This is a genomic window from Nocardiopsis sp. FIRDI 009 (genome assembly GCF_003386285.1).
In the GTDB taxonomy this organism is placed as follows: Bacteria; Actinomycetota; Actinomycetes; order Streptosporangiales; family Streptosporangiaceae; genus Nocardiopsis.
This window is the reverse complement of sequence record NZ_QPNC01000021.1, coordinates 90,618-117,106: the sequence shown is the minus strand read 5'-3', so window position 1 is coordinate 117,106 and position 26,489 is coordinate 90,618. Positions and strand designations below refer to the sequence as shown.

Genomic DNA, 26,489 nt, shown 5'->3' with positions numbered 1-26,489 from the left:
TTCCGAGGCCGTGTCAGGGGATGGGCCGCTCAGGTCTGCTGGGTGGCGTCGGCGTAGGCCAGGCGGACGTCGGCGCTGGTGACCACGGTGAGCTGGGCGGCGGTCGCGGCCTCGCCGACCTCCCGGGAGACCCGCAGGTCGCGGTGGGAGCAGGCCCGCTCGAACAGGGAGCGGGCGAAGCGCCCGTTGCCGAGTTCGTCGATCCACCCCTCCGCGCACACGTGCGTGAAGATGCTGAGCAGGTCCTCGCGCGCGCCCTCGTCGAAGGCGTCGCCGGTACGCGCCGCGACCGCCTCGGCGATCGCGGTCAGCTCCTCGGCGGTGTAGGAGGGGAAGCGCACACGCACGTTGAACCGCGAGGACAGCCCGGAGTTGGAGGCCAGGAAGCGGTCCATCTCCTCGGGGTACCCGGCCAGGACCACGACGAGCCGGTCCCGGTCGTCCTCCGCCCGCTTGAGCAGGGTCTGCACGGCCTCGGCCCCGAACGCGTCGCCGCCGCTGTAGCCGGGGTTGACCAGCGAGTAGGCCTCGTCGACGAACAGCACCCCGCCCAGGGCCCGGTCGACCAGCCGGTTGGTGCGGATCGCGGTGGCCCCCAGGTGTTCGCCGACCAGGTCGGCGCGCTGGGCCTCGACCACCTCGGCCCGGCCGAGCAGACCCAGGGCGGAGAAGACCCGGCCGAGGACGCGCGCGACCGTGGTCTTGCCGGTACCCGGCGGGCCCGAGAAGACGAAGTGCCGCATCGGCGCCTGGTTGAGCAGGCCCTGCTCCTCCCGGAGCCTGGCGACCCGGAGCTGGGCGACGATCGAGCGGACCTGTTCCTTGACCGGCTCCAACCCGATCATGGCGTCCAGCTCGGCCATCGCCTCCTCGATGCCGGGCGCCTCGCCGAAACCGGGCAGGTGGGAGGTGAGCTCACCGTAGGCCGTGGCCACGTCGGCGGCGCGGACGGTGATGAGGTCCTCGGCCTCGGGGCGCCGCGCGGGTTCCGCTCCCCGCGCACCGGCCGTGACCACGCGCACGTCGCGGGCCTGGGCGGCCTTCTCCACCACCGAACGGGCGAAGCGCCCGTTGCCGAGCTCGTCGACCGCCTCGATCCGCACCGCCTGGTCGAAACCGCGCCGGAGCGCCCGGGCCGCGCCGTCGTCGAGGCTGTCGCCCCGCTGGGCCACGAGGGACTCGGCGATACGGAACAGCTCGTCCGCGGAGTAGCTGGGGAAGGTGATGCGGGTGGCGAAGCGCGAGGCCAGACCGGGGTTGGAGGCCAGGAAGGCGTCCATCTCCTGCTCGTACCCGGCGAGGACGATCACGAGCCGGTCCCGGTCGTCCTCCGCCCGCTTGAGCAGGGTCTGCACGGCCTCGTTGCCGAACCGGTCGGGCTGGCCGTCGCCCTCGTTGACCAGGGAGTACGCCTCGTCGATGAAGAGCACCCCGCCCAGGGCCCGGTCGATGAGCTCGTTGGTGCGGATCGCGGTGGCCCCCAGGTACTCGCCGACCAGGTCGGCGCGCTGGGCCTCCACGACACGGGCGGTGGGCAGCAGCCCGAAGGAGTGGAAGATCGTGGCCAGGGTGCGGGCGACGCTGGTCTTACCGGTGCCGGGCGGCCCGGAGAAGACCAGGTGGCGTAGGGGCCGCTCGACGGGAAACCCCGCGTCGGCGCGCAGTCGGGCGGCCTCGATGGAGGCGGCGAGCCCCCGGACCTGCTGTTTGACGGGGTCGAGACCGATCATGGCCTCCAGCTCGGCCAGGGCCTGGTCGACCGGCACCGGCTCCGTGTCGGCGGCGGTGCCGCCCCCGCCGCGCGCCGGACGGGTCCCGTCCCCCGTGCGGCCGCGCACCGGTTCGGAGTCGGCCCGGGGCCCGCGGCCGCCGCCCGGCCGGGTGTCCGGGGTCTCGGTCGGCCTGGCGCGCGCGGCGCCGCCCTCCCCGACGATCTGCCGGGAGGCGGCCAACCGCCACACCAGGCAGGCCCCGACGGCGACGTAGAGCAGCGCGACCCCCCAGGAGGGGGCCAGCGGGGGGACCACCATCCCGGCCAGGGACAGCGAGAACCCGGCGACGAGCCCGGCCGTGAGGGACAGTGCCGTGGTGTGCCACACGGGGAACTCGCGCACACGGCTCGCGGCGAGGACGACGAGCGGGGGCACCGGGAGGAGCAGGAGCGTCACCGGCTCCCCGGTGAGCGGGATCTGGAAGAGGGGGACAGCCACCGTCAGCCACACGACGCACACCAGCACCGTGACGAACGCGTCGAGGGAACGCATGAGGGCGGCGAGGAGCAGGAGGAGGGCGACCGTGACGGCGACCGAGCCCAGGATCGGCAGGCTCGCCACCAGGGCGACGACGGCGACCACGGTGACCAGGACCAGCGCGGCCACCAGCCGTCGGCCGAGGGGGACGCGGCGGTACAGGGCGCGCACCCGTGCGAGGCCAAACGCGCGTTCCGGTTCCGCGGCGGCGGTGGAGTGCGTGTCGCGCGTCATCCATACCCTTCCTGCCTGGGGGTCCGTGGGAGGTCGGCGCTTCTGACCGTGGGGGCCGGACCGGGTGGTGCCGGGGGGACCGGCTCCACAGCCATGGCTACGGCCCCAGCCTTGCCCGAAGTGGTGTGGATGTCCAGTGCGGGGCGGCGTGTCGCCCCCGGTGGGACCCGGATCCGAAGCGGGCCGGGGTCCGTCCGGCGCGCGGCCGCGTCGGAGGTCGGAGGACGGCCGTTCGCGCGGGCGTCACAGCAGGGACAACTGCTCGCCCTGGTCCTCGGGGCCGCCGCCGCGCGTGTCCGGTGCCGCACCGGCGGCGGGCGCGGCGCCCTCGCGGTACCTGCGCAGGTGGCGCCAGCGGGGAAGGGCGTCGAGGTAGGACCAGCTCAACCGGTGGTGGGGGGTGGGGCCGGACTCGGCCAGGGTCGCGCGGTGCACGGGCGAGGGGTACCCGGCGGCGCGGTTGAAGCCGTACCCGGGGTGATCGGCGTCCAGCTCGGCCATGAACGCGTCCCTGCGTACCTTGGCCAGGATCGCGGCGGCGGCGACGCTCACACACGTCAGGTCACCCTTGACCTGGGTGCGCACCCGCCAGGGGCGGCCGATGAAGTCGTGGCGGCCGTCGAGGATCACCGCGTCCGGACGCACCGACAGACCGGCCAGGGCGCGTCGGGCCGCGCGGTGCAGCGCCTCGGTCATCCCCACCTCGTCGATCTCGGCGGGTTCGGACCAGCCGAAGGCGTGGTCGGCGACCCAGGGCGTCAACTGTTCGGCGAGCTCCCCGCGGCGCTTGGGGGTGAGCCGTTTGGAGTCGGTCAGCCCGGCGGGCGGGGCGCCCTCACCGGGCACGGCCGCGCAGACCAGCAGCGGACCGGCCCACGCACCGCGGCCGACCTCGTCCATCCCCGCGACGATCCGGGCCCCGGCCCCGCGGAGCTCGTCCTCCACCTCGAACGTGGGGGCGGCGGGCGGGTCTGCGTTCGTGGACGTGGTGCTCACCCGACCACCATAGGGGTTTCCGCGACTCACCGGGCGCGACGTGGCGCCACCCATGGCTACGTTGGGTAGTTTTCGCTTGTCGGCACAGCCACGATCGAACCCCAGGAGGGGTGGACATGCTGTCCACCAGGAGCCGCCCCCGGAGCTGCCGGAGGAACCTGTACGACGTCGTCGCCGCCCTCGCCCGGGTCGGAGTCGGCTGGATGTTCGTCGAACACGGTCTGGACATGCGGGGGCGGACCGGCGAGGTGTCCGCCCCGCTGCCCGACCCCGGGTCGACGATCGCGGGCGCCCTGGTCGGCGCGCTTCCGGCGCTGCTGGTCGGGCTGTCGATCGCCTTCGCCGTGGGACTGCTCACATGGCTGACCGGTCCCCTCCTCGCGACGGTCGCCCTGGTCGGCGCGCTCGCCGTGGAGAGCGGCGGAACGGACCCCTCCCCGTTCGCCTCCTGGCCGACGACCATGCTGGTCACCGCGGTGTGCGTGCTCATGGCCGTCGGCGGCGGGCGGTGGTCGTGGGACCACCTGGTGCTGGCCCCCGCGACCGTGCGCCCCTCCCGGAGCGGCGAGCGGTCCCGGGACGCGGCCCCGGAGGGGGCGCCCGCGCACCGCGGCGTCCCCTCCTTTTCTCCCAGACGCCCCGAACACGCTCCGCCACTGCTCTATCCTGTGGGTGAGGCCGCGCTTGGACGGCCGTCTCGACTGTGACGCGGCCGGTTCGACCCTTCGATACTCCCGCCGGACCGCGTCTCGAGGACGCGGATTCGACGGAGGGGAACGTATGTCCGCCGCAGGTTCCGGCCCGGATCCCGACGGGTCGGTGGCCAAACTGATCGAGATCGCCGAACGGCCGACCCTCGGCCAGCGCCTGATCGACTGGGCCTCGCGTCCTCCCGGGCGGCTCTACATCCCCGCGTGCGCCGCCGTCGCGCTCGTCCTGATCTTCGAGGACAGCGTTCCGGCCGGGCACCTGCCCGCGTTCGTCGTCGGCCTGGTCTGCGGTCTGCTGCTCGCCGCGATGGGCGCCCTGCGGCTGGGGATCGCGCTGGCCGTCGCCCGTCCGATGATCCGCCACTACTGGCTGCGGTGGATCTCCGCGCCGCTGATCGCGGCCCTCGCCCTCGGCCTGTCCGGTGCCGACGTGCCCCTCCAGCTGCGGATGGCGGTCTCCGCCGACCAGCTGCTGGAGCTCGCCGACCAGGTCGGCGACGGTGGGACCGCCGCGCGTGACGGCGCGTGGACGGGGGCCTACCCGCTGGACGAGGTCTCGGTCTCCCCGGGTCTCGTCCACTTCACGGTCGACGGCGCCGGTCTGCTGGCCCCCGCGGCCGGGTTCGCCCACAGCACGGAGGAGCTCCCCGTCGGGGTGTTCGTCCCGGGCCAGGGCTCCCGGGTCTACGAGCACGTGTCCGGTGACTGGTACGTGTGGGTGAACCACTGAGGACGGCCGCGCACACGGGTGACGGGCGCCACGGCCCCCTTTCCCGCCCTTTTGCCGCCCGCTGCCGTGCTCACACCCGGCTCTCACCTTGGCTCTGTAGACAGGGGGCATCCCCCGGGAAGGGTCCCCTGACCCCTCCTCCACGGCTCCACCGACCCGAGGAGATGCCCCATGCGTGAGTTCGCCCTCACCCTCCACCTGCGCATCCACGACTCCATCACCGCGCTGCGCCGGGCGCACGCCACCGGCGACGACGACCTGGCCAGCAGCCTGGCCGGTGAGGTGGAGGACCTCGTGGAGATCGCCGTTCGCAACGGCATCGACATCGCGGCGGGCTACGCCTCCCTCACCGTGGCCGGGTGACACCGGACACCGCGCCCGCGGGAGGGCCCGGACGCGCACGAGGACCCGCGACGGGCGTCGCGGGTCCTCGTCGGTTCCGGTTCCGGCGGTCGGGGGCCGGAACCGGCGCGGGGGTCAGCGGCGGCCGTACCCCTCACCGCGCTCGAACTGCTGACGCATCGCGGTGTCCTGCTGGCGCTGGTACTCCTCCGCCATCCGCTGCTGGCGCTCGGCGGCGGCCGCGATCGCGCCCTGGGCGGAGTCCGCCACCTCCTGGGCGCCCGAGGCCGAGGTGACGGAGGCGCCCCGGGAGGACGCCGCCGCGCCGTCGAGCACCTGCGGCAGCAGTTGCGCGGTGAGCAGGGTGGACAGTGTCGAGGAGTCGCCCGAACCCGCCTCGGTCTGCACCACCACCGGACGCGGCGCCCGTTCCGCGAGCGTGGCGCCCACGTCCAGGCGGCGGCGGGCCAGCTCGTACTCCAGCACCGCCCGGTTGTCGCGGTAGGCGGTGGCCAGCCGCTGCTGGGCCTTGGCCTCGTTCTCGGCGGCGACCAGGTCGGCGCGGCCGCGTGTCTCGATCTCGTACCGCACCCGCTGCGCCTCGGTCTCCTGCTCCTCCAGCATCTGCGCCACGTCCTTGCGCGCCTTGTTGAGGGAGGCGTTGACCTCGACGATCTTGGCGTCGCGGGTCTTCTTGGAGCGCTCGATGTCCATGAGCAGGGTGTCGATGCGGCGCTTGCGCGTCAGCTCCCACTCCTGCTCGTAGGCGACGAGTTCCTTGGCGACCCGCTCCCGGGTGGCCAGGTGCTGCTGGTACTGGTTGGGCAGCTGCACGTCGGGGATGTTGCATCCGGTGATGCGCACGCCGTACTTCTCCAGCTGGGAGTTGAGCAGGCGGCGCATGTCCTCGACGTTGGATCCGCGCAGGTCGTAGGCGGACTCGGTGTTGACCTGGCGGCTGCGCTGACGGATGGCGTCCTGGACGACGCTGGAGAGCACCAGGTCGAAGTTGCTCGCCCCGATGATCGTCACGAACCGGATCGGGTCGATGATCTGGAACTTGAGGAAGAACTCGATCGACTTCAGCGGCACGTTCTCCCGGGTCGGGCACGCCAGGACCGGCGCCGTGTAGGGGATCTCCGTGCGGGTGTCGACCACGAAGTCCACCCGCGACCAGGGGTGCCACAGGTAGTGGCGGCCCGGCCCGATCGCCCGGACGATGGCGCCGTACTTGGTGAGGATCCCGTGGGTTCCCTCCTCGATCTCCACGATCGAACCGCGCCACCACCACAGGCCGGCGGCGACGACGCTCAACAGGCCGACGAGCATGGTGGGGATCGCCAGGAGGGTGTAGACGATCTCACCGTCGCCGAGCGTGGCGTTCAGGGCCATCATCAACGCCGAGCAGAGGGCGAACAGGCCGAACCAGAGCGGCACGGTCCAGCGCAGGCCGCGGGTGTCGCGGGGGATGACGACGGGGACGAGCGCGCCCTGGTCGCCGCCGCGCAGCAGACCGGCCAGGTCTCCCCAGGAGGCGAGCGACTCCTTGATGCTGGAACCGCCGCCGACGTTCACGGACTGGCTCATCGGGACAACCCTCCCTGGTTCGGTCCGAGGTCCTCGGTGTCCTGCGGGGCCTCCGCGAGGCGTTCGTCGATGGCCTCCTCCGAGACCGACTGGCGGATCTCCTCCACCAGGTCCTCACCCGGGTCCTCGCCCTCCGGCTGGCGCCGCTGGGGGTCGGGGTCCGCGACGAGGGCGCTGATCTCCTCCTCGCGTTCGGCGATGCGGGCGGAGATCTCCCCCAGGCGGGCGCGGATGGCCTCCATGTCCGCTTCGGAGAACAGGGCGGTGTCGGTCTGGCCGATGATCTCCTGGGCGATGCGCAGGTAGTCGACGGAGGCGGCGTCGCCCGAACCGATCCGCAGGACCTGCGGGAGGCTGTCGGCGACGGCCTCCAGCTTGTCCAGGAGGTTCTCGCGGAAGCGGTAGTTGAGGATCTCGGGGGCCTCGGCGGCGCTGACCGCCCGGATGTCCAGGGCCTGGGCTTGGAGGAGGGCCGCGTTCGCGTTGGCCTCGGACTCGGCCTCGACGAAGCGCTGGCGGGCCAGCGCCCGCGCCCGGTTGGTCTCACGCTCCAGGGCGGTGTCCATCTGCGCCTGGTACTGGGCGATGTCCGCCTGGATCGCCGAGAGCGTCTCGTTGAGGGTGGCCAGCTCCTTGTTCAGGTCACCCTCGTTCTGCTCCTTGCGCAGCTGGAGTTCGTACTCGAAGGTGTAGGCGTCCTTGGCCACGCGCACCATCTCCGGCGCCGCCAGGTCCATCCGGTACTCCTGGCTGGAGGGCTCGGCGTGGGTGATGTTGGCGCTGGTCAGGACGACGATTCCGCCGAACTGCCGGTTGAGCTGGTCGAGCAGGGCGTGGGTGCTCTCGCCGACCATGTCGTAGATCGCCGAGGCCTCCTGTTCGTAGATGAGGCTGCGGGTGGTCTCGCTGATCGCGTTGTTGAGCTTCTCCTGGAACCCGTGCACGCCGCCCAGGGTGTAGACGAAGCCGGTCGCGTCCGCGATTCGGAACTGGACGAACAGGTCGACCGAGGCCTGCACGCCGCTCTTGGTGGGGGCGGAGCGGATGGGGGCGTTGAAGGGGTACTCGCGCGTGGTGTTGACGATGTAGGAGACGCGCTTCCAGGGGTTGAGCAGGGTGACCCGGCCGGGGCTGAAGTTGTCCTCCCGCTTGCCGAAGCGGGTGACGATCGCCTCGCAGCCCTCCGGGACCATCACCATGCCCTGGCGCCACCACATGAACGCCGTGACGGCGGCGGTGAGGATCCAGTAGTGGATGCCGAAGAAGGGGTTGAGGAGGGGGTTGGCCCCGGTGAGCGAGGCCGGGATGAGGACGGCGAAGGCGCCGAGGAGGCCGAGGACCACCAGCGCGATCGCCGGGAGCATGGTGAGGAACGTGCGGCCGCGGGGGATGACCATGGGGCAGATGACGTGGACCGGGCCGCTGTGGCCGCGCTCGTGGTAGCTGCGGTTGAGCGCCTCGCCCGCGTTGTTGAGGGAGGTGGTCTTCTGTTCGATCCGGGTTCCGACGGACTCGCCCTGCTCGCGTGCGGCGACGAAGTCGCGGGGGTCCAGACCACCTCCCCCGGCGGACTGGTCGGAGACCTGGTCCGAGACCTGTTGGACTGCGCTGGCCACCGCCTGACGCGGATCGCCCCCCTGGACGACGGCGTCGGCGGCGCCGCGCACGGTCTGCGCGAACGACATAGGCGTGGACTCCTTGCTGGCGGAGACGGGGAACTGTCGGGTTCGACGCGGCCCACCCTCGCCCGGTTCCAGGTCGGAGTGGGTACACGGGTGGGATCAGCCGTAGTGGACAGGAACAACTCTGGCATGAGTCATGTCCGAAACACATCTCCCGTGTCCTGAGCGTGACCTGCGACGACACGGGAGGGCGCCCTCGTGGGGAGAACCCCGCACGCGTGCCGGATGGCGGTCCCCGGGGAGCGGGGGCTAACGTCGTCCACGGGGCCGCGCCAGGAGCGGCCACGACGAGGAGGAACCATCCGATGACTTCGGTACCGACCGCGGCGCTGACCACCGCGGGGCTGATCGGCGGCTACGCCACCGCCCGCGCCACCGGCAACCGCCCGCTGGGCGGAGCGGTGCTGGCGGCCTTCGGCGCGGCGGCGTTCGAGACGTGGCGCAGGCGTTCGGGCGTGGGGACCGCGATCGCCCTGACGGGGGTGTACGTGGGGGCGTTCGGACTGGCGCACCCACTGGCGAAGAAGGTCGGCTCCTGGCCCGCCGTCCTGGGTGTCACCGCCGCGACGGCGGCCGTCGCGGTCACCGTGGGAGACCGGGCGCACGACTAGAGGGGGCGCCCGTCCGCGCCTCCGGCAGCTACGCGCGGCGGCCCTGGATGTAGGCCTCCAGGGCCGCGCGGTCGTCCTCCAGCACGCTCAACCGGCTCTTGACGACGTCGCCGATGCTGACGATGCCCGCGAGCCTGCCCCCGTCGACCACCGGAACGTGGCGGAAGCGCCGCAGGGTCATCGCCTCACCGACGTCCTCGACGGTGTCCTCGGTGGTGCAGGTGAAGACGTCGCCGGTCATGATGGTCGAGACGGGGGCGGAGAGGAGTTCGGGGCCGGACCGGTCGAGACCTCGGACGACGTCCCGCTCGGAGACGATGCCGACGACGCGGCCGTCCTCGACGACGACGGCGGCGCCGATCCCGTGCCGGGCGAGTTCGGTGAGCAGGAACGCGACGGTCGCGTCGGGGGCGACGCTGACCACCTCCGTCCCCTTGGACCGCAGGATCGCGGCGATCAGCATGGAGGACCACCTTCCGCTGGCGGGGCGCTCGGTCCCGAAGGGTTACCCGCTTCCCCGCCCCGCCAACCACAGGTCTGGACCAACGGCTACCGGTCAGCCGCCCTCGGTCCAGTACCGTTGGAGCCTGGCGAGCGCCTCCTCCCTGCTCATCTCCGCGACCTCGGCCTCATGGAGACCGAGCTTGGAGATCAGCAGGTGAACGAGGTCAGCGGGCAGAGCCTCCGAAGGCGGTACGAGTGCTCCCCGGTCAGGAGGAGTACCGTCACGGACGCACGACCAGAACGTGGCCTCGTCGACGTCGAGTTGGTCCCGGAGGATGTGCGCCCACAAGCTCCGACCGTAGTCGGTCCGGTCCGGGGGCCGGGACACCCGCGTCCGCAGAATCCGTCCGTCGGGCAGATCCAGCTCGTAGGTGATGTGGTGGGTTCCCCTGCCACCTCGGGCGTCACGTACCGCGCGCCATCCCTCGGTCTTGCAGAAACGGTCGTGGTCCTCACGCGTGGGCCGTGGCCAGGTCACCGTGTCTCCCCCACCAACCAGTCGCGCAGCTGCCCATCGTCGCTCAGGCTGATCAGCTGGACCAGTCCCCAGTTATCCCGATGGTTCGGGGCGTCGAGCAGGTGATCTTGCCAGTCCTCCGCGTACTCACGCAGAGCGGCGACCATCTCACTGATCGCCTCGTCGAAGGAGGCCCCATCGGCTGCCACGGGCAGCCCCGGGATGAAGACGGACCAACCGTCGGCCTCGGGTACCACCTGCGCACGGGACGGGGTGACCGTCGCGAGGTAGTGGCGCAGTCTCTCGACGTCCACAACGGCGGTTCTGACCGAGTCGCGGCGCACTGTGGCCACCCGGCCCCGCTCCGCCGCGTCCAGGAGAACCTTGAGGTGCGTGCGAGCTTCGGTGTAGCTGTCGTAGTGCACGGGTGTCATGGCGGTACCTCCAACGACGTTTACCTCCAACCTGCCACCCAGAGTTAAGTACGTCAAGTACGCTAAGTACCTTCAGCTCCGAACGCGTGCCTCAACTGCACCCGCTGGTGGCGCCGCAGCCCTCGCAGGCGTAGCAGCTGCCGGACGGACGCATCTTCGTGCCGCAGGTCATGCAGAACGGGGCGTCCGCGACGAACCCCTGCTGCCGCTCCATCAGCTCGGTGCTGGAGTGCGGCTCGGCCGGGTCCAGCCCCTCCCCCGCGTCGGACGGCGCGTCGGCGCCCCGGGGAGCGGTGTCCTGGGGGTCCTGGGTGGCGGCCGACTGGGCGAGGGACTCCACCTCCGCGGCCAGCTGGGACGGGTCCTCCCCCGCGGCCTGGGCCCTGCGCTCGTCGGCCGAGAACACGCCCAGGGCGGCGCGCTCCTCGTAGGGCAGGTGGTCCAGCGCCAGGCGGCGGAAGATGTAGTCCATGACCGACTGCGCCATGCGGATGTCCGGGTCGTCGGTCACCCCGGCCGGGTCGAAGCGCATGTTCGTGAACTTCTCCACGTAGGTCTCCAGCGGGACCCCGTACTGGAGCGCGATGGAGACGGCGATGGAGAAGGCGTCCATCACCCCGGCCAGGGTGGAACCCTGCTTGCCGAGCTTCAGGAACACCTCGCCCAGACCGTCGTCCGGGTAGGAGCCCGCGGTGATGTAGCCCTCGGCGCCGCCGACGGAGAACGAGGTGGTCTCGCTCGGGCGCTTCTTGGGCAGGCGGCGGCGGACCGGACGAACCTCCCCCGCGGCCGGGGACCCGGCCGCGCCCCCGGCGGCGCGGGTGGACAGCGGCTGGCCGACCTTGCAGTTGTCCCGGTAGACGGCCAGGGCCTTGAGCCCCCTGCGCCACCCCTCCAGGTAGAGGTGCTCGAAGTCGGCGACTGTGGCCTCCTCCGGAACGTTGACCGTCTTGGAGATGGCCCCGGACAGGAAGGGCTGCACGGCGGCCATCATGCGCACGTGGCCCATCGGCTCGATGTAGCGCAGCCCCATCGCGCAGTCGAACACCTCGTGGTGCTCGGGGTTCAGGCCGGGCGCGTCCACGACGTGGCCGTGCTCGGACACGTACTCGACGATCGCCCCGATCCGGTCGTCCTGGTAGCCGAGGGTGCGCAGGGCGCGCGGAACGGCCTGGTTGACGATCCGCATGGAGCCGCCGCCGACCAGCTTCTTGAACTTGACCAGTGAGAAGTCCGGTTCGATGCCGGTGGTGTCGCAGTCCATCATGAAGCCGATGGTGCCCGTGGGCGCGAGCAGGCTCGCCTGGGCGTTGCGCCAGCCGTACCGCTCTCCCAGACGCAGGCACTCCGCCCACTCCCGGGTGGCCGCCTCGTGGATCGGCTCCTCCAGGGCGCCGACGGTGCGCAGGTCGTCGTGGGCCGCGGCGTGTTTGCGCATCACCCGCCGGTGCGCCCGCGCGTTGCGCTCGTACCCGGCGTAGGGGCCGACCACCCCGGCCAACTCGGCGCTGCGGCGGTAGGCGGTCGCGGTCATGAGCGAGGTGATCGCCGCGGCGACGGCGCGGCCGCCGTCGGAGTCGTAGGCGTGACCGGTGGCCATCAGCAGTGCGCCGAGGTTGGCGTAGCCGAGGCCGAGCTGACGGTACGCCCGGGTGGTCTCCGCGATCCTCTCGGTGGGGAAGTCGGCGAAGGTGACGGAGACGTCCATCGCCGTGAGCACCAGCTCCGTGAGCCGGGTGAACGTCTCCACGTCGAAGGCGCCGTCCTCGCGCAGGAACCTCAGCAGGTTGATCGAGGCGAGGTTGCAGGAGGAGTCGTCCAGGGAGAGGTACTCCGAGCACGGGTTGCTGGCGCTGATCCGGCCGGTCTCCGGGTTGGTGTGCCAGTCCTGTATGGCCCCGTCGTACTGGATGCCCGGGTCCGCGCACTCCCAGGCGGCGCGGGCCATGCGATGGAACAGCTCCCTGGCGTCGACGGTGGCGATGACCTCGCCCGTGGTACGCGAGGTGAGACCGAAGTCGGCGCCGCTCTCGACCGCGTGCATGAACGCGTCGCAGACCCGGACCGAGTTGTTGGCGTTCTGGTACTGGACGCTGAACACGTCGGCGCCGCCCAGGTCCACGTCGAAGCCCGCGTCGCGCAGGGCGCGGATCTTGTGCTCCTCGTGCGCCTTGGTCTCGATGAACTCCTCGATGTCGGGGTGGTCGACGTCCAGCACGACCATCTTGGCGGCCCGGCGGGTGGCGCCGCCGGACTTGATCGTCCCGGCCGAGGCGTCGGCGCCGCGCATGAAGGAGACCGGCCCCGAGGCCATGCCGCCGGAGGAGAGCGGCTCCCGGCTGGAGCGGATACGGGACAGGTTCACGCCCGCGCCGGAACCGCCCTTGAAGATGATCCCCTCCTCCTTGTACCAGTCGAGGATCGACTCCATCGTATCGTCGACGGAGAGGATGAAGCAGGCCGACACCTGCTGCGCGGAGTCCGTGCCGACGTTGAACCAGACGGGCGAGTTGAAGCTGAAGAGCTGGTGGACGAGGGCGTACTTGAGTTCGTGGTCGAAGGTCTCGGCGTCCTCGTCGCTCGCGAAGTAGCCGTGCGAGCGGCCGGTCTCGGTGTAGACCCCCACCACGCGGTCGACGATCTGTTTGAGGCTCCACTCGCGTTCGGGGGTTCCGACCGTCCCCCGGAAGTACTTGCTCGCCACGATCTGGGTGGCGTTCATCGACCACGAGGTGGGGAACTCCACACCGCGCTGCTCGAAATTGACCGTTCCGTCCCGCCAGTTGGTCATGACGACGTCGCGGCGTTCCCATTCGAGGGTGTCGTACGGATGGACGCCGGGGGTGGTGAGGACGCGCCTCATCCGCAGCCCCGCGCGCCCCGTCCGGTCGTTCGTGCTCCCCGTCATGACGGCATCCCCCCTGAGAGCGCGTCGACGGCACGGCCCCGGCCGTGCGGTGGAGGTGTTACTCCTCGTCCGCGCCGGACCCGATCGCGTGGTCCTGGCGCAGGCTGGCGATCTCGGCCTCGAAGTCGGCCAGGCTCTCGAAACCGCGGTAGACACTGGCGAAGTGCAGGTAGGCGACCTCGTCGAGTTCGCGCATGGGGCCGAGGATGGCCAGTCCGATCTCGTGCGCGGGCACCTCGGCCAGCCCCCGGCTGCGGATCTCCTCCTCGACCCGCTGGCCGAGCTTGGCCAGGGCGTCCTCGGAGACGGGACGGCCCTGGCAGGCCCGGCGCACCCCGGCGATGACCTTGGTACGGCTGAAGGGTTCGGTGACGCCGGAGCGCTTGGCGACCATCAGCAGGACGGTCTCCTGTGTGGTGAACCTGCGCTCACAGGCGGGGCAGGACCGGCGGCGGCGGATGGCCGCGCCGTCGTCGGTGGACCTGCTGTCGATCACCCGGGTGTCCGGATGGCGGCAGAACGGACAATGCACCCCTGTTCACCTGCTTCCCTCGACGCCCCGTACGTCCACTTAACCACAACTTCTGGGCGATGACCTCCCCGACACACCCAGATGTTGTGGTCGAACCTAGGCGCCCACGGGTAGGGGCGCAACCTTGGGCGAGGACGCGCCCCACGTCCGCACGGGTGGCCGCGCACGGGAACGCGGACACCGGCGCTCACGAAGGGGGAGGGGAGCGGCGGACGGCCCGCGAAGGGTGGCCCGGACCGCCCGAAACCCGCGTCCCAGGATACCGCCGACGCGCCGCACGGCCGTCGCGCCGCGGGGCCTCCGGGCGGCGCGATCGCCGTGCCCGCAGGGGTTCGCGCGCGGGCACCGGCCGGGGACGGCGGGGCCCGAGCGGACACGGGCGCGCGCGTGTTGGCGCATTCCCCGGACACCGGGACGGGCGCACGTGTACACGTAAGTGGAGGCCGGGAATTGACCGCGAAAACGCGTGCGCAATTATCCACGACCTCGAACGCTTGTTTGATATCACCGTCAGCAACGACTAATGTTGACGTTGATTTCACTCCGGTTTCGCCATCACGTGGACCCCCGGGTCCACACGGTCGCGAATCGGACGTGGCCCGTCACACAAGCAGGCCCTGACCGAACCGAACGCCGAGGAGGCCCGGCCGTGCCGGAGGAGAACCCCGGAACCACCACCGTCCTCTCGCCCGTGGGCGACGCGGGCGGGCCGACGCCCGACGCCCCCAAACTCACGGCGCGTCAGCAGAGCGTGCTGAACTGCATCCAGCGATACGTACGGGAACGCGGTTTCCCGCCCTCGATAAGGGAAATCGGCGACGCGGTCGGCCTGTCCAGCCCCTCCAGCGTGGCGCACCAGCTCAAGGTGCTCCAGCGCAAGGGTTACCTGCACCGCGACCAGAACCGCCCCCGCGCCGTCGAACTGCGCACCCCCGGCCGCTCCGCCCCCACGCAGGTGGACCCCGTGGAGTTCACCGCCGACGCCTCGCGCGCCGCCGCCGTGCCGCTCGTCGGCCGGATCGCCGCGGGTGGCCCGATCCTCGCCGAGGAGTCCGTGGAGGACGTGCTGTCCCTCCCCCGCCAACTGGTCGGCGAGGGGCGACTGTTCATGCTCACCGTGGTCGGTGACTCGATGACGGACGCCGCCATCACCGACGGCGACATGGTCGTGGTCCGCCAACAGCAGGACGCCAACAACGGCGACATCGTGGCCGCCCTGTTGGACGACGAGGCGACGGTCAAGGTGCTGCGCCGTGAGGACGACGGCCATGTGTGGCTCCTGCCCCGCAACGATGCCTACGAGCCCATCAACGGGGACGACGCCACCATCCTCGGCAAGGTCGTCGCGGTCATGCGACGCGTCTGACCCCTGACGGCCCCGCGTCCCGGTCCGCCCGTCACCGGAGGCGGACCGGCTCATGCGGCGGAGTACGCGGCCGCTGGGCACGCCCTAAGCTGGGGGCGTGTCCACACCCACCGTCTCCCCCGTCCCCGGCCACCGGCGGATGCTCGCCGCCCTCGGCGCGGCCGTCGGTCTCCTGCTCGCCACCGCCTGCTCCGGTGAGGACCCCGCGGTTCCTCCGCCCGGGGTCGGTGGATCGGCCCGGGACCTGTCGTTCACCGCGGACGGCGAGGAGGTGTTCGCGTCCTTCACCGCGCCCGCGGGCACCGCCGGTACGGTGCCCGCCGCCCTCATCGTCTCCGGCAGCGGCCCCACCGACCGGGACGGCAACGCACCGACACGGCCCGACGCCGACACCAACCTGAACCTCGCCCGAGTGCTGGCCGAGGCCGGTGTCGCCTCGCTCCGCTACGACAAACTCGGTAGCGGGGAGACCGGTCTGGGCGACCTCGACCCGGACGAACCCGTCGACCCGGAGGTCTTCGACCACCAGATGGTCGCCGCCTACGAGGAGCTGCTCGCCCAGCCCGAGGTGGACCCGGAGCGCACCGTCGTGGTCGGGCACAGCGAGGGCGCCCTGTTCGCCCTGCGCGCGCACGAACTCGTGGACGCGTCCCCCGCGCTGGTCCTGGCCGCCCCGCCCGGAACCCGTTACCTGGACCTCATCGACCGCCAGCTCACCGAGCGGGTCCGCACGGCTGAGGCACGTGGCCGCATCGGGGAGGAGGACAGCGTCGCGCTGCTCTCCGACGCCCGTGCCGGACGCGCCGCGCTGCGCGGTGGACGCGCGCTGCCCGACGACCTGTCGCCTATGTTGGAGGGCGTCTACTCCAGTTCGAACGCGGCCTTCCTGAGCTGGATCGACGCCTTCGACCCCATGGATCTGGCCCGGGCGGTCCCCGAGGGCACCCCGGTGTTGGTGCTGTGGGGCGAACAGGACGCCCAGGTCTCCCGGACGGACATCGACCGCCTCATGACCGGGTTCACCGGCGCCGAACGCGTCGACGTCCCCGGTGCCGACCACGTGTTCCGTGAGTTCCGGGACGAACCCGGCGCCGCCGTGCTCGACGCCGACCGGCCCTTCGCCCCGGAGGTGGCCTCCGCGCTGGAGGACTTCCTCGACGGAGCCTGGTGACCCCGAAGCGCCCCGGTCAGGTGGGCAGCTCGGCGATCACGGCCCGGGCGAGCTCCTCGGCCGTCGCCAGTCCGCGTTCGGCCTCCGCCGCACGTGTGACGCCGTAGTCGGCGGCGGCGCCGTAGCAGGTCTCCACGTACAGGTTGGACACGCGGGAGGCCACGCAGGCGAACGGGAAGTCGGACTCGTCGGTCCAGCTGACCGCCTCGTCGCCGATACCGTCCACAGCGGTGGTCTCCTGGTTCGCGGTGGTGTTCCGCAGGTTCTCGGCGGCCGTCTCGATCCCGCCCGGGTTGGGCGCGGCCACCATCACCAGGGTCGCGAAGGACGGTACCGCCTCCCCCGGCCCCTCCGGGGTGGCCCACCGGCACTGCCATCCGCTGCCGAACGTGTCCTGCTGACCGCCGACCGGCTCCTCGATCTCCAGGATGTGGGAGGGCACCGACGCGGCGAGGGCCCCGGTCTCCCCCACGGCGCACTCCGGTGCGGCGTCGAAGTCGCCCGACTCCAGGCTCTCGCGGTTCAGGACGAACCACACACCACCCGCGACGAGCAGGACCGCCGCCAGGGCCAGTGCCACGACACCGGCGACCGCGCACCCCCGGCTCTGGGGCTGGGCCGGCGGGACGGCCGGACGGGGGTCCTGCGGGGTCAAAGCGCCTCCACGAGTTGTTCCGCGACCCGCACCGTCAGTTCACGCGCGTCCTCCCGGTCGGCGGGCCCGTCCCCGAAGACGCCGGTGTAGGCCACCCGGACCACCAGGTTGTCGGTGTGGAAAGCCAGGTCCGCGGTACCGCGTGTCCCGTCCGCCCACACGTGTCCCTCCACGTCCGAGGGGAGCCGTACACCGTCGCTCGTCCGGGGCACCAGGGCCGCCAGGACCCGTTCGGCGTGTTCGGTACCCGCGACGGGCTCGTCCCCGGAGGTGTCGGTGAACAGCGCGGAGAACTCCACCCGCAGCACACCGGGGTCGTCGGCGACGCCCAGTGAGCTCCACACGCACACGGTGGTGTCACCGCCGGGCCGGGGGCCGGACTCGACGGTCTCGGGCACCGCCTCGGGCAGGGCCTCGGCGACCGTGGCCTGGGGTACGGCGGCGCAGTCGGGGGCGGCGGTGTGGACGTCCTCCGCGCCGGGGACGTCGGGGTCGGCGCCGGCCAGCACGAGCCCTCCGCCGATCGCCGCGACGGAGACCACCGCGGCGCCGCACACGATGACGGCCCCGCGTACCAGCGGGCCACCCGACCTACCGGATGGGGACACCCGGCCACCGCCTCCCTGTCGGTCGTCACTCGTCCCGACGTGTCACGCGGAGGCGGCGGTCGCCGAACACGACCGCCGCCTCCGCCGCCGGATCAGCCGACGACGATGTTCACCAGCTTCGGCGCACGCACGATCACCTTGCGGATCTGCTTGTCACCGATGAAGTTCCGGGCCTTCTCCGAGGCCAGCGCGAGCCGCTCCAGCTCCGCCGGGTCGATGTCGGGTGCCACGGTCAGCTTGTCCCGGACCTTGCTCTGTACCTGCACCACGCAGGTCACGGACTCCTGGACCAGCAGCTCCGGGTCCGCCTCGGGCCAGTTGCCGACGGCGACCGTGCCCACGTGCCCCAGCCGCTCCCAGCCCTCCTCGGCCACGTACGGAGCGAACAGGGACAGCGCCACGGCCACGAACTCGGCCGCCTCGCGCACGGCCGGGTCGGCCGCGCCGGGGCCGGAGTCGATCGCCCGGCGCGTGGCCGAGACCAGCTCCATGACCCGGGCGATGGCCACGTTGAACCGGCGTGCCTCCACCAGCGTGGTGACCTGGTCGATCGTGCGGTGCGTGACCCGGCGCAGCTCGGTGTCGCCCGTGGCCGGGTCGGCCCCGGGCTCACCGGCGGCGCCCGCCTCGCACATCACGCGGAACGCGCGGTTGAGGAACTTCTGCGCGGCGGTGCAGGACACGTCCGCCCAGTCGACGTCCTCCTCCGGAGGGCTGGCGAAGAGCATGGTCAGGCGGACCGCGTCGACGCCGTAGGACTCGATCTCCTTGCCCAGGTCCACCCCGTTGCCCAGGGACTTGGACATCGCCCTGCCCTGGTTGATGACCTGGCCCTGGTTGGTCAGGCGGCGGAAGGGCTCGGTGAAGCCCACCATGCCCATGTCGTACAGGACCTTGGTGAAGAAGCGCGCGTACAGCAGGTGCAGGGTCGCGTGCTCCTTGCCGCCGATGTAGTGGTCGACGGGGCCCCACTTGTTGACCGCCTCGGTGTCGAAGGGGGCGGTGTCCAGGTGCGGCGAGCAGTAGCGCAGGAAGTACCAGGACGAGTCGACGAACGTGTCCATGGTGTCGGTGTCGCGGCGGGCCGCTCCGCCGCAGGAGGGGCAGTCGACCTCGACCCAGTCGGTGGCCGCGGCCAGCGGCGACACGCCCTGAGGCGCCAGCTCTGCGCCCTTGAGCTCGGGCAGCGTGACCGGCAGCTGCTCATCGGGGACGGGCACCTCACCGCAGGACGGGCAGTGGATGATGGGGATCGGCGTACCCCAGTAGCGCTGGCGGGACAGCAGCCAGTCGCGCAGGCGGTAGTTGACGGTGGCCTCACCGGTGCCGCGCTCGGCCAGCACCTCGATGATGCGGTCGATCGCGTCGGCCTTGGTCAGCCCGTCCAGCGGCCCGGAGTCGCGCAGCGTCCCCTCGCCCGCCGTGGCCACGCCGGTCTCGACCGGGTCGGGTTCCCCGGTCTCCACGACCACCTTGACCGGCAGGTCGAAGGCCAGGGCGAAGTCGAGGTCGCGCTGGTCGTGCGCGGGCACGGCCATGATCGCGCCGTGGCCGTAGTCGGCCAGGACGTAGTCGGCGGCCCAGACCGGCATGCGCTCGCCGTTGACCGGGTTGATCGCGTACCGGCCCAGGAACACACCGGTCTTGGGGCGCTCGGTGGCCTGGCGCTCGATGTCGGAGAGCTTGGCGACCTCGGCGCGGTAGGCGTCGAAGCTCTCGCGCTGTTCGGGGGCGCACAGCTCGTCGGCCAGCTCGGCGTCGGCGGCCACGACGAAGAACGTGGCGCCGTAGAGGGTGTCGGGACGCGTGGTGAACACGGTCACCGGCTCGTCACGGCCCTCGATGGCGAAGTGGACGTCGGCTCCGGTGGAGCGGCCGATCCAGTTGCGCTGCATGGCCAGGACCTCGTCCGGCCAGCGGCCGCCGTCCAGCTGGTCCATGTCGTCCAGCAGGCGCTGGGCGTAGTCGGTGATCTTGAAGTACCACTGGTTCAGGCTGCGGCGCACGACGTCGGAGCCGCACCGCTCGCACCGGCCCTGGACGACCTGCTCGTTGGCCAGCACGGTCTGGTCCTTGGGGCACCAGTTGACCTGGCCGTCCTTGCGGTAGGCCAGTCCGCGCTCGAAGAAGCGCAGGAACAGCCACTGGTTCCACTTGTAGTACTCGGGGTCGCTGGTGTGCAGGCGGCGCGACCAGTCGACGCCGATCCCGTACCGGCGGAACGAGGACGCCTGGGTCTCGATGTTGGCGTAGGTCCACTCGGCGGGGTGCGAGTCGTTCTTGATCGCCGCGTTCTCGGCGGGCAGGCCGAAGGAGTCCCAGCCGATGGGGTGCAGGACGTTGTCGCCTCGCTGGAAGCGGTAGCGGCCGATGACGTCGCCGATGGCGTAGGCCTCGGCGTGCCCCATGTGCAGGTCGCCGGAGGGGTAGGCGAACATGTCGACCACGTAGCTGCGGGGCCGGGTGTCGGCCGGGTCCTCGCTGGCCTGGAACGGGAGCTCAGCGGCCCAGCGCGCCTGCCACTTGTCCTGGAGGGCGCGGGCGTCGTAGGTGTCGCCCGTCTTCTGGTCGCCGTCTACCGCTGTCATCGCTGATGTTCCCTTAGCCGGTCTCTGGGTCGGTCGCACGCGGACACACCGGGTCGGGCGTCCACGCGTGCAGTTCCCAGGTTAGCGGTACCCGCCCGGGGCCGCAGACGGCTTTTCCGCCCTGTGGACGACCACCGCGACCGGTCGGCGGCGCCCGGCCGCGGACCCCGTCCTCCGCCCCGGCCGACGGGGTCCGCGGCGACGGGACCCCTGGAAATCTTTTCCGAACACCGTTAGGTTTCGATCCGATCCCCGCTGTCCACACCGACCGGCTGGTTTGTTACTCTGCCGTTCATGTGACGCGGACCACGAGGCCCAGACCACACCTGGGTCCGTCACCACACTCGTAGCGGGAGGCCCCCATGCTCAATCTGTCCGTGCTTCTGGAGGACGGCGCCCGGTCGGTTCCCGACAAGGAGTGCCTGATCCTCGGCGACCTCCGCCTCACCTACGCCCTGACCGACATGATCGCCAACCAGGTCGCCAACCTCCTGGTGGCCAGGGGTGTCCGACCCGGCGACCGCGTCGCGCTCGCCAGCCCCAACCTCCCCTACTTCCCCTTCGTCTACTTCGGCGCCCTCAAGGCCGGCGCCGTGGTCGTCCCCCTCAACGTGCTCCTCACCCCGCGCGAGATCGCCTACCACCTGGAGGACTCCGGCGCCAAGGCGCTCTTCGCCTTCACCGGCTCCCCCGAACTCCCCCTGGGCGAACGCGCCTTCGAGGCCTTCAACCAGGTGGACTCCTGCGAGACCTACATCGACCTGCCCGCCTCCCCCGGCGCCACCGAGTCCACCATCGAGGGGGCCGAGACCCTGTGGAAGGCCGTCGACGGGCAGCCCGGCACGTTCGAGACCGTGCAGGCCAACTCCGACGACACCGCCGTCATCATCTACACCAGCGGCACCACCGGTAAGCCCAAGGGCGCCGAGCTGTCCCACCACAACCTGATGACGAACGCGTTCATCTCGTCCAGCCTGGTCAACGCCCACCCCGACGGTCGGGACGTGTCCCTCACCGTCCTGCCGCTCTTCCACATCTTCGGCCAGACGGTCATGCTCAACGCGGCCCTGTTCCGGCACGGGACCCTGGTCCTCATGCCGCGCTTCGAGCCCGACGAGGCGCTGCGGCTCATGGAGAAGGAGGGGGTCACGGGGTTCGCCGGGGTGCCCACCATGTACTGGGGGCTGCTCAACACCGTCCAGTCGGCGGAGCCGGGCACCTACGACATCGAGAAGATCACGGGCAACATCGTCGACGCGGTCTCCGGCGGCTCCTCCCTGCCCGGCCAGCTCGCCGAGGACTTCGCCAAGACCTTCGGCGTGGAGATCAAGGAGGGCTACGGCCTGTCCGAGACCTCCCCCGTCGTCTCCTTCAACAACCCCAGGGTCCGGGCCAAGACCGGCTCCATCGGCCTGCCCGTGTGGGGCGTGGAGATGAAGCTGATCGACCCGGAGTGGAACGAGGTCGAGAACGAGGGCGAGATCGCGGTGCGCGGTCACTGCGTGATGAAGGGCTACCACAACCGGCCCGAGGTCAACGCCGAGGTCATCAGGGACGGCTGGTTCCGCACCGGCGACATCGCGCGCCGGGACGAGGACGGCTTCTACTTCATCGTCGACCGGTCCAAGGACATGATCATCCGCGGCGGCTACAACGTCTACCCGCGTGAGATCGAGGAGGTCCTGATGACCCACCCGGAGGTCAGCCTGGCCGCCGTCGTGGGCGTGCCGCACGACACGCACGGCGAGGAGGCCAAGGCCTACGTGATCCGGGAGGCCGGAGCCACGCTCACCGAGCAGGAACTGGTCGACTGGGCCAAGGAGCGCCTCGCCGCGTACAAGTACCCCCGCCAGGTCGAGTTCCGCACGGAGCTGCCCATGACCGCCACGGGCAAGATCCTCAAACGCGAACTGCGCTGACCGTCACCGGTTCCGTAGTCAGAGATCAGCGTCCCGGACGTCTCCGCCCGGAGGGTCCGTGCCGGTGTCACCGCACCACGCGCCGCGTGGTGGTGTCCTGACGACGGTCTCCCGCGTCCTTCCCGCGCCGGGGCGGGTTCGGCTCCCCCGCCCCGGCGCGCGACGGCCGGGGCGGGAGGCGGGCCTCATGATCGGCTCCACGGGGCTTCGACACCGGCCTGCCCCGGTCTGCGGCCACTCCGGCACCGGTCCTGCGGGAGGCCGCCACGGAGCGCGCCCGTCCTCGGGGACCCCCTAGGAGGACTCGGCCGCCCGGTGGTCCCAGGAGGCCGGCACCCGCGCCACCGCCCGGTTGTAGGCGGCACGGGCGGCCCCGCAGTGCGGGGCCAGCCGCCGCGCACCCTCGGCGTTCGGGTCCGGGGCGGGGGCGACGGACCGGACTCAGCCCTTCACCGCGCCCTGGACGAGGCCGGCGACCAGCCAGCGCTGCACCAGGATGAAGAAGACCATCACCGGGAGCGTGATGATCGTGGACGCGGCCATGACGTGCCCCCACTCGTTGGCGTACTGGCCGAAGAACTGGCGCAGCCCCACCGCCACCGTGTACCGGTCGCTCTGCTGCATGAAGGTCAGGGCCAGCACGAACTCGTTCCACGCCAGGATGAACGAGAAGATCGCCGTGGCCACCAGGCCCGGCGCGACGAGGGGCAGGAGCACCGACCAGAACATGCGCGGCCACGACGCGCCGTCGATGTAGGCGGCCTCCTCGACCTCCCGGGGCACCGCGGCCACGAACCCGCGCAGCATCCACACCGCCAGGGGCAGCGACAGCGCCACGTACACCACGCCCAACCCCAGCACCGTGTTGAGCATCCGCAGGTCGCGCACCTGGAGGAACAGCGGGATGACCAGGGCCTCCAGCGGCACCATCTGCACGACGAGGACGAGCACGAGCACCGACGTCCGGAACCGGAACCGGAACCGCGCCACGGCCACCGAGGCCAGCAGCGCCAGGAGGCACGCCCCCACGACGGTGATCGAGGCGACCGCCAGCGAGTTGCGCAGGTAGAGCGTGAAGTCGCCCTCGGTCATCACGTACGTGAAGTTCTCGAACGTGACGTCCCTCGGCACCAGCGCGCCCGTCCCTGAGGTGCTCCGATCGGAGAAGGCGCTGACCAGCATGAAGTAGACGGGGAAGAGAGTGAAGGCCAACAGGGCCGCCACCCCGGCCGCCCGGCCCGCCCTCCGGAGGGTCCGGGGCGCCCCGCCCCCGCGGCGGGTCCGCACGCTCCGTTCGTCCCGCCGACGCACGTCGGGTGCGGTTACACGCGTGCCCAACACGGCTCCTCTCCCCGGTGCCCCGCACCGGACCTGGTCGGGTGGTGGACCGCCGGAAGGGGGCCGTTAGACTCCTGCTCTGTTCGTGGAGGGGCGCCCGTGGCGCCGAGGTGAGACGAGTGAAGAAGGGGTGACGGCCGTGTCGGCGTGGTCATCGGAGACGGCGGAGTGAGGCCGTGAGCGAGTCCGCCGGCCCCTCCCCCACCGAGGTCGTCATCAGCTGGATCCCGCACGACGCGCGGTTCCGCGACAGCGCCGTGCGCCACGCCCTGGCCGACCCCTCCGGGCAGCGCCTGTTCGTGTACGTGAACAACCTGGTGAACCGGAGCCACGACGACGGACGCCCCCTGGAGGAGTACGACCTGCGCACGATGAACGCGGTCCTGGAGGACCTGGACCGGCGCCCCCTGGCCTCGGTGGACTGGCGGCGGGTCCGCGAGAAGCTCATCGAGGGGGCCGCCTGACCGGGGCCGGACCCCGTCCCCTCCCGCCGCCGCGTTCGCGGGCCGTCCGGTCATCGCGGCTCCTCCTCCCGGAACAGGGCGCGCAGGTACAGCACCGTGATCCCCAGCAGGAGCAGGGTGAGCAGGACCGCGACGGCCGACCCCGCCCCGTAGTCGTTGTGGCCGAAGGAGCGCACGTAGGCCCACACGCCCAGGTTCAGCATCCGCGATCCGCCGACGTCCCCTCCGGGCATGAGGTAGATCTGCGCGAACACCTTGAAGTCCCAGATCGTGGAGAGCACGGTCACCACCGCGAACACCGGGCGCAGCAGGGGGAAGGTGACGTGCCAGAAGCGCCGCCAGGCGCCCGCGCCGTCGATCAGCGCCGCCTCGTACAGTTCCCCGGGCACGGTCAGCAGCCCCGCCAGTACCGTGACCGCCACGAACGGGAAGCCGCTGTGCACCACGTTGAGCGTGACGATCGCGTAGAACAGCAGGCGGTCGCCGAACCAGTTGTACCCCTCGGGGCCGAGCAGGCCGAGGGACTTCAGCGCCTGGGCCACGACGCCCTCGTCGACGTCGAAGATCCAGATCCACACGTACGTGCCGCTGACCGCGGGCATCGCCCAGGCCACCATCACGCAGGAGACGACGACCACCCGGGTGAGCGGGCGCAACGTGGACAGCAGCAGTGCCACCAGGGTGCCCAGGACCACGGTCGAGACCACCGCGACCGCGGCGAACACCACCGTGTTGGGCAGGGCGACCCGCCACAGGTACGGGTCGGCCAGGAGCGCCGTGTAGTTGTCGAAGCCGACGGGGTCGGACTCCCCGGAGACCAGGTTGCGCAGGTGGAAGTCGCGGAAGGACAGCCACACGACGCGTCCGAGGGGGAACAGCAGGAGCACCCCGACGACCGTCAGCGCGGGCGCGAGCAGCGCCCACGGCATGAGGGCCCCGCGCACCCCCGTGCGCGGGAGCGGCGGTCGCCACCGACGGCGCCTCCTCGGCGGAGGCGTCCCCTCGGCGCCGCGGACGGCCTCCTGTGTCGCACGCGGGTCACCCAGCCCGACCGGTGAGCCCACGTTCAGCCCCCGTTGAGGATGCGCTCGACCTCGTCGGCGGCCCTCGCGGTGGCCTCCTCCACGGTGGCGTCACCGTTGAGGATGCTCTGCTGCATGGCGACGATGACCTTCTCGGACTCCACCCGCCCCCAGGCCGGGGCGACCGGGGTGCCGCGGCTGGCCGCGCTGAGCTGGACGGCGAAGGGCCGGACCAGCGGGTCCTCGGACTCGGCGAAGGCGGTCACCGCCGCCGCTCGCGCCGGGAAGAACCCGGTCTCCTCGGCCCAGCGCGACGAGAACTCGTGGCTGGTCAGGTGGTCGACGTACTCCCAGGCGACGTCCTCCCGACCGGTCCCCTCGAACACCGACAGGAGGGAACCGCCCGCGAAGGAGTCGGTGTAGCCGCCCTCCCGCCCCGGGATGACGAAGACGCCGAGCCTGCCCTCCAGGTCGGGGTTGGACTCCAGGATCGCCTTGGGGTTGTTGCTGCCGGAGATCGCCATGATGGTCCGCTCCTCGGCCAGGGACTCCATCACGTCGATCTCGTTCCAGTTCACCGCGCCGGTGGTGGAGACGCCGTCCTCCAGGGCCAGGCCGGTGAAGAAGGCCATCCCGGCGCGGCCGCCGTCGCTGTCGATCTCCGACACCCACGTGCCGTCGGACGTCTGAACGGCGAGCTCCGCGCCGCCGCCCCAGATCCAGGGCATGACCGAGTACTGCGCGTCGCCGGGGACCGGGAAGGCGATCATGTCCTCCTCCGCCTCGGAGAGCGCGATGGCGGTCTCCCGCAGCTCGGCCCAGTTCTCGGGGACCTCCTGGTCGTGTTCGGCGAAGATGTCGGTGCGGTAGACGATGGAGCGGATGGCCGCGTACCACGGCACCCCGTAGATCCGGTCGTCGATCTGCCCCATCCGGAGCAGGCTCTGGGTGTAGACGTAGGGGTCGTCGATGTAGTCGGACAGGTCGTGCAGGGCGCCGGAGTCGGCGAACCCGGGGACGAAGGTCGTGCCGAGTTCGACCACGTCGGGCACCGTCCCCCCGGCGATGGCGGTGGAGATCTTGTTCTGGGCGTCGCTCCACGGGACGAACTCGACGTCGACCTCGACACCCGTCCGCTTGGTGAACTCCGTGTTGGCCGCGTCGAAGTAGGCGGTCTCGTCGGGGTTGGTGCCCTCCATGATCCAGACGACGAGGGTCTCGGACACGGGGCCGCCGCCCGTGCCCGCACCGCAGGCGGTGGCGACGAGGGTCAGGGCCATCGCCGCGGCGGGGAGGTGAACGTGGGTGTGTGCTCGTCTGCGTGCCATCGGCGCGCCTCCCGTTGCTGTCGAGGGTCCCCGGGCGGTGGTAGGAAACCTACG

The 26,489-nt window shown here is 71.5% G+C and carries 23 protein-coding genes; 8 read left to right on the top strand and 15 right to left on the bottom strand.

All coding sequences use genetic code 11. The features are described 5' to 3' along the window. Positions 1-29: 29 nt before the first annotated feature. Together DVR05_RS19180 and DVR05_RS19175 are read right to left on the bottom strand one after the other, a co-directional pair. A complete protein-coding gene (locus tag DVR05_RS19180; RefSeq protein ID WP_116247290.1) occupies positions 30-2,483 on the bottom strand; it encodes an AAA family ATPase in 2,454 nt (817 codons plus the stop codon). A 243-nt stretch (positions 2,484-2,726) separates the two neighbouring features. Continuing rightward, a complete protein-coding gene (locus tag DVR05_RS19175) occupies positions 2,727-3,479 on the bottom strand; it encodes a ribonuclease HII (protein ID WP_232832219.1) in 753 nt (250 codons plus the stop codon). A gap of 116 nt (positions 3,480-3,595) precedes the next feature. Between DVR05_RS19175 and DVR05_RS19170 the strand changes: the two genes are divergently transcribed. The 3 genes from DVR05_RS19170 (at position 3,596) to DVR05_RS19160 (ending at position 5,282) form a co-directional block, all read left to right on the top strand. Further along, a complete protein-coding gene (locus tag DVR05_RS19170; protein WP_116247289.1) occupies positions 3,596-4,186 on the top strand; it encodes a DoxX family protein in 591 nt (196 codons plus the stop codon). A 73-nt stretch (positions 4,187-4,259) separates the two neighbouring features. Further along, positions 4,260-4,919, top strand: coding sequence for a hypothetical protein (locus DVR05_RS19165; RefSeq protein ID WP_116247288.1), 660 nt, complete (start codon positions 4,260-4,262; stop codon positions 4,917-4,919). Between the two features lie 171 nt (positions 4,920-5,090). Then, positions 5,091-5,282: a hypothetical protein gene (locus DVR05_RS19160; protein WP_116247287.1), complete on the top strand. Its 192-nt coding sequence runs from the start codon at positions 5,091-5,093 to the stop codon at positions 5,280-5,282. A 114-nt stretch (positions 5,283-5,396) separates the two neighbouring features. Here DVR05_RS19160 and DVR05_RS19155 read toward each other — a convergent pair whose 3' ends face one another. After that, the gene (locus DVR05_RS19155) at positions 5,397-6,848 is read right to left on the bottom strand and encodes an SPFH domain-containing protein (protein ID WP_116247286.1); all 1,452 of its coding nucleotides are present in this window, start codon (positions 6,846-6,848) and stop codon (positions 5,397-5,399) included. Beyond that, positions 6,845-8,533, bottom strand: a complete 1,689-nt coding sequence (locus tag DVR05_RS19150; RefSeq protein ID WP_116247285.1) for an SPFH domain-containing protein — start codon at positions 8,531-8,533, stop codon at positions 6,845-6,847. The genes DVR05_RS19155 and DVR05_RS19150 overlap by 4 nt, the downstream gene beginning before the upstream one ends. Positions 8,534-8,835: 302 nt before the next feature. Here DVR05_RS19150 and DVR05_RS19145 point away from each other — a divergent pair, with 302 nt between their 5' ends. Continuing rightward, on the top strand, positions 8,836-9,141 hold the full coding sequence (locus DVR05_RS19145) for a hypothetical protein (protein ID WP_116247284.1): 306 nt from the start codon (positions 8,836-8,838) through the stop codon (positions 9,139-9,141). A gap of 28 nt (positions 9,142-9,169) precedes the next feature. Here the strand turns inward: DVR05_RS19145 and DVR05_RS19140 are convergent, their stop codons facing one another. The 5 genes from DVR05_RS19140 to nrdR all read right to left on the bottom strand — a co-directional run bounded on the left by DVR05_RS19140 (position 9,170) and on the right by nrdR (position 13,976). Then, positions 9,170-9,604: a CBS domain-containing protein gene (locus tag DVR05_RS19140; protein WP_116247283.1), complete on the bottom strand. Its 435-nt coding sequence runs from the start codon at positions 9,602-9,604 to the stop codon at positions 9,170-9,172. Between the two features lie 93 nt (positions 9,605-9,697). After that, a complete protein-coding gene (locus DVR05_RS27510) occupies positions 9,698-10,123 on the bottom strand; it encodes a cytotoxic translational repressor of toxin-antitoxin stability system (RefSeq protein WP_116247282.1) in 426 nt (141 codons plus the stop codon). After that, the gene (locus DVR05_RS19130) at positions 10,120-10,536 is read right to left on the bottom strand and encodes a prevent-host-death protein (protein WP_116247281.1); all 417 of its coding nucleotides are present in this window, start codon (positions 10,534-10,536) and stop codon (positions 10,120-10,122) included. Before DVR05_RS19130 ends, DVR05_RS27510 begins: the two co-directional genes overlap by 4 nt. A 91-nt stretch (positions 10,537-10,627) precedes the next feature. Continuing rightward, positions 10,628-13,444 (bottom strand): vitamin B12-dependent ribonucleotide reductase, encoded by a 2,817-nt coding sequence (locus DVR05_RS19125; RefSeq protein WP_116247280.1) that lies wholly within the window; start codon positions 13,442-13,444, stop codon positions 10,628-10,630. Between the two features lie 58 nt (positions 13,445-13,502). Continuing rightward, the gene (gene nrdR, locus DVR05_RS19120; RefSeq protein WP_116247279.1) at positions 13,503-13,976 is read right to left on the bottom strand and encodes a transcriptional regulator NrdR; all 474 of its coding nucleotides are present in this window, start codon (positions 13,974-13,976) and stop codon (positions 13,503-13,505) included. 649 nt (positions 13,977-14,625) lie between these two features. Here nrdR and lexA point away from each other — a divergent pair. Together lexA and DVR05_RS19110 are read left to right on the top strand one after the other, a co-directional pair. Beyond that, complete coding sequence (gene lexA, locus DVR05_RS19115; protein WP_116247278.1) at positions 14,626-15,342, top strand: transcriptional repressor LexA; 717 nt, start codon at positions 14,626-14,628, stop codon at positions 15,340-15,342. 139 nt (positions 15,343-15,481) lie between these two features. After that, positions 15,482-16,513: an alpha/beta hydrolase gene (locus DVR05_RS19110; protein ID WP_116247334.1), complete on the top strand. Its 1,032-nt coding sequence runs from the start codon at positions 15,482-15,484 to the stop codon at positions 16,511-16,513. A gap of 16 nt (positions 16,514-16,529) precedes the next feature. Here DVR05_RS19110 and DVR05_RS19105 read toward each other — a convergent pair whose 3' ends face one another. The 3 genes from DVR05_RS19105 to leuS form a co-directional block, all read right to left on the bottom strand. Continuing rightward, entirely contained in the window at positions 16,530-17,168 is a 639-nt protein-coding gene (locus DVR05_RS19105) for a hypothetical protein (protein WP_116247277.1), read from the bottom strand. After that, a complete protein-coding gene (locus tag DVR05_RS19100) occupies positions 17,165-17,776 on the bottom strand; it encodes a hypothetical protein (protein WP_116247276.1) in 612 nt (203 codons plus the stop codon). Before DVR05_RS19100 ends, DVR05_RS19105 begins: the two co-directional genes overlap by 4 nt. Before the next feature lie 92 nt (positions 17,777-17,868). Next, the gene (leuS, locus tag DVR05_RS19095) at positions 17,869-20,364 is read right to left on the bottom strand and encodes a leucine--tRNA ligase (RefSeq protein ID WP_116247275.1); all 2,496 of its coding nucleotides are present in this window, start codon (positions 20,362-20,364) and stop codon (positions 17,869-17,871) included. 362 nt (positions 20,365-20,726) lie between these two features. Here leuS and DVR05_RS19090 point away from each other — a divergent pair, with 362 nt between their 5' ends. Continuing rightward, entirely contained in the window at positions 20,727-22,283 is a 1,557-nt protein-coding gene (locus DVR05_RS19090) for a long-chain fatty acid--CoA ligase (RefSeq protein ID WP_116247274.1), read from the top strand. Between the two features lie 441 nt (positions 22,284-22,724). Here DVR05_RS19090 and DVR05_RS19085 read toward each other — a convergent pair whose 3' ends face one another. Next, positions 22,725-23,621: a carbohydrate ABC transporter permease gene (locus DVR05_RS19085; RefSeq protein WP_369974554.1), complete on the bottom strand. Its 897-nt coding sequence runs from the start codon at positions 23,619-23,621 to the stop codon at positions 22,725-22,727. A gap of 176 nt (positions 23,622-23,797) precedes the next feature. Here DVR05_RS19085 and DVR05_RS19080 point away from each other — a divergent pair, with 176 nt between their 5' ends. Then, positions 23,798-24,085: a hypothetical protein gene (locus DVR05_RS19080; protein ID WP_116247273.1), complete on the top strand. Its 288-nt coding sequence runs from the start codon at positions 23,798-23,800 to the stop codon at positions 24,083-24,085. 50 nt (positions 24,086-24,135) lie between these two features. On the opposite strand, the gene DVR05_RS19075 is transcribed toward DVR05_RS19080, so the two are convergent. Both DVR05_RS19075 and DVR05_RS19070 read right to left on the bottom strand, forming a co-directional pair. Continuing rightward, positions 24,136-25,014, bottom strand: a complete 879-nt coding sequence (locus DVR05_RS19075) for a carbohydrate ABC transporter permease (protein ID WP_116247272.1) — start codon at positions 25,012-25,014, stop codon at positions 24,136-24,138. Between the two features lie 137 nt (positions 25,015-25,151). Further along, the gene (locus DVR05_RS19070) at positions 25,152-26,435 is read right to left on the bottom strand and encodes a sugar ABC transporter substrate-binding protein (protein ID WP_116247271.1); all 1,284 of its coding nucleotides are present in this window, start codon (positions 26,433-26,435) and stop codon (positions 25,152-25,154) included. Between the last annotated feature and the right edge of the window lie 54 nt (positions 26,436-26,489).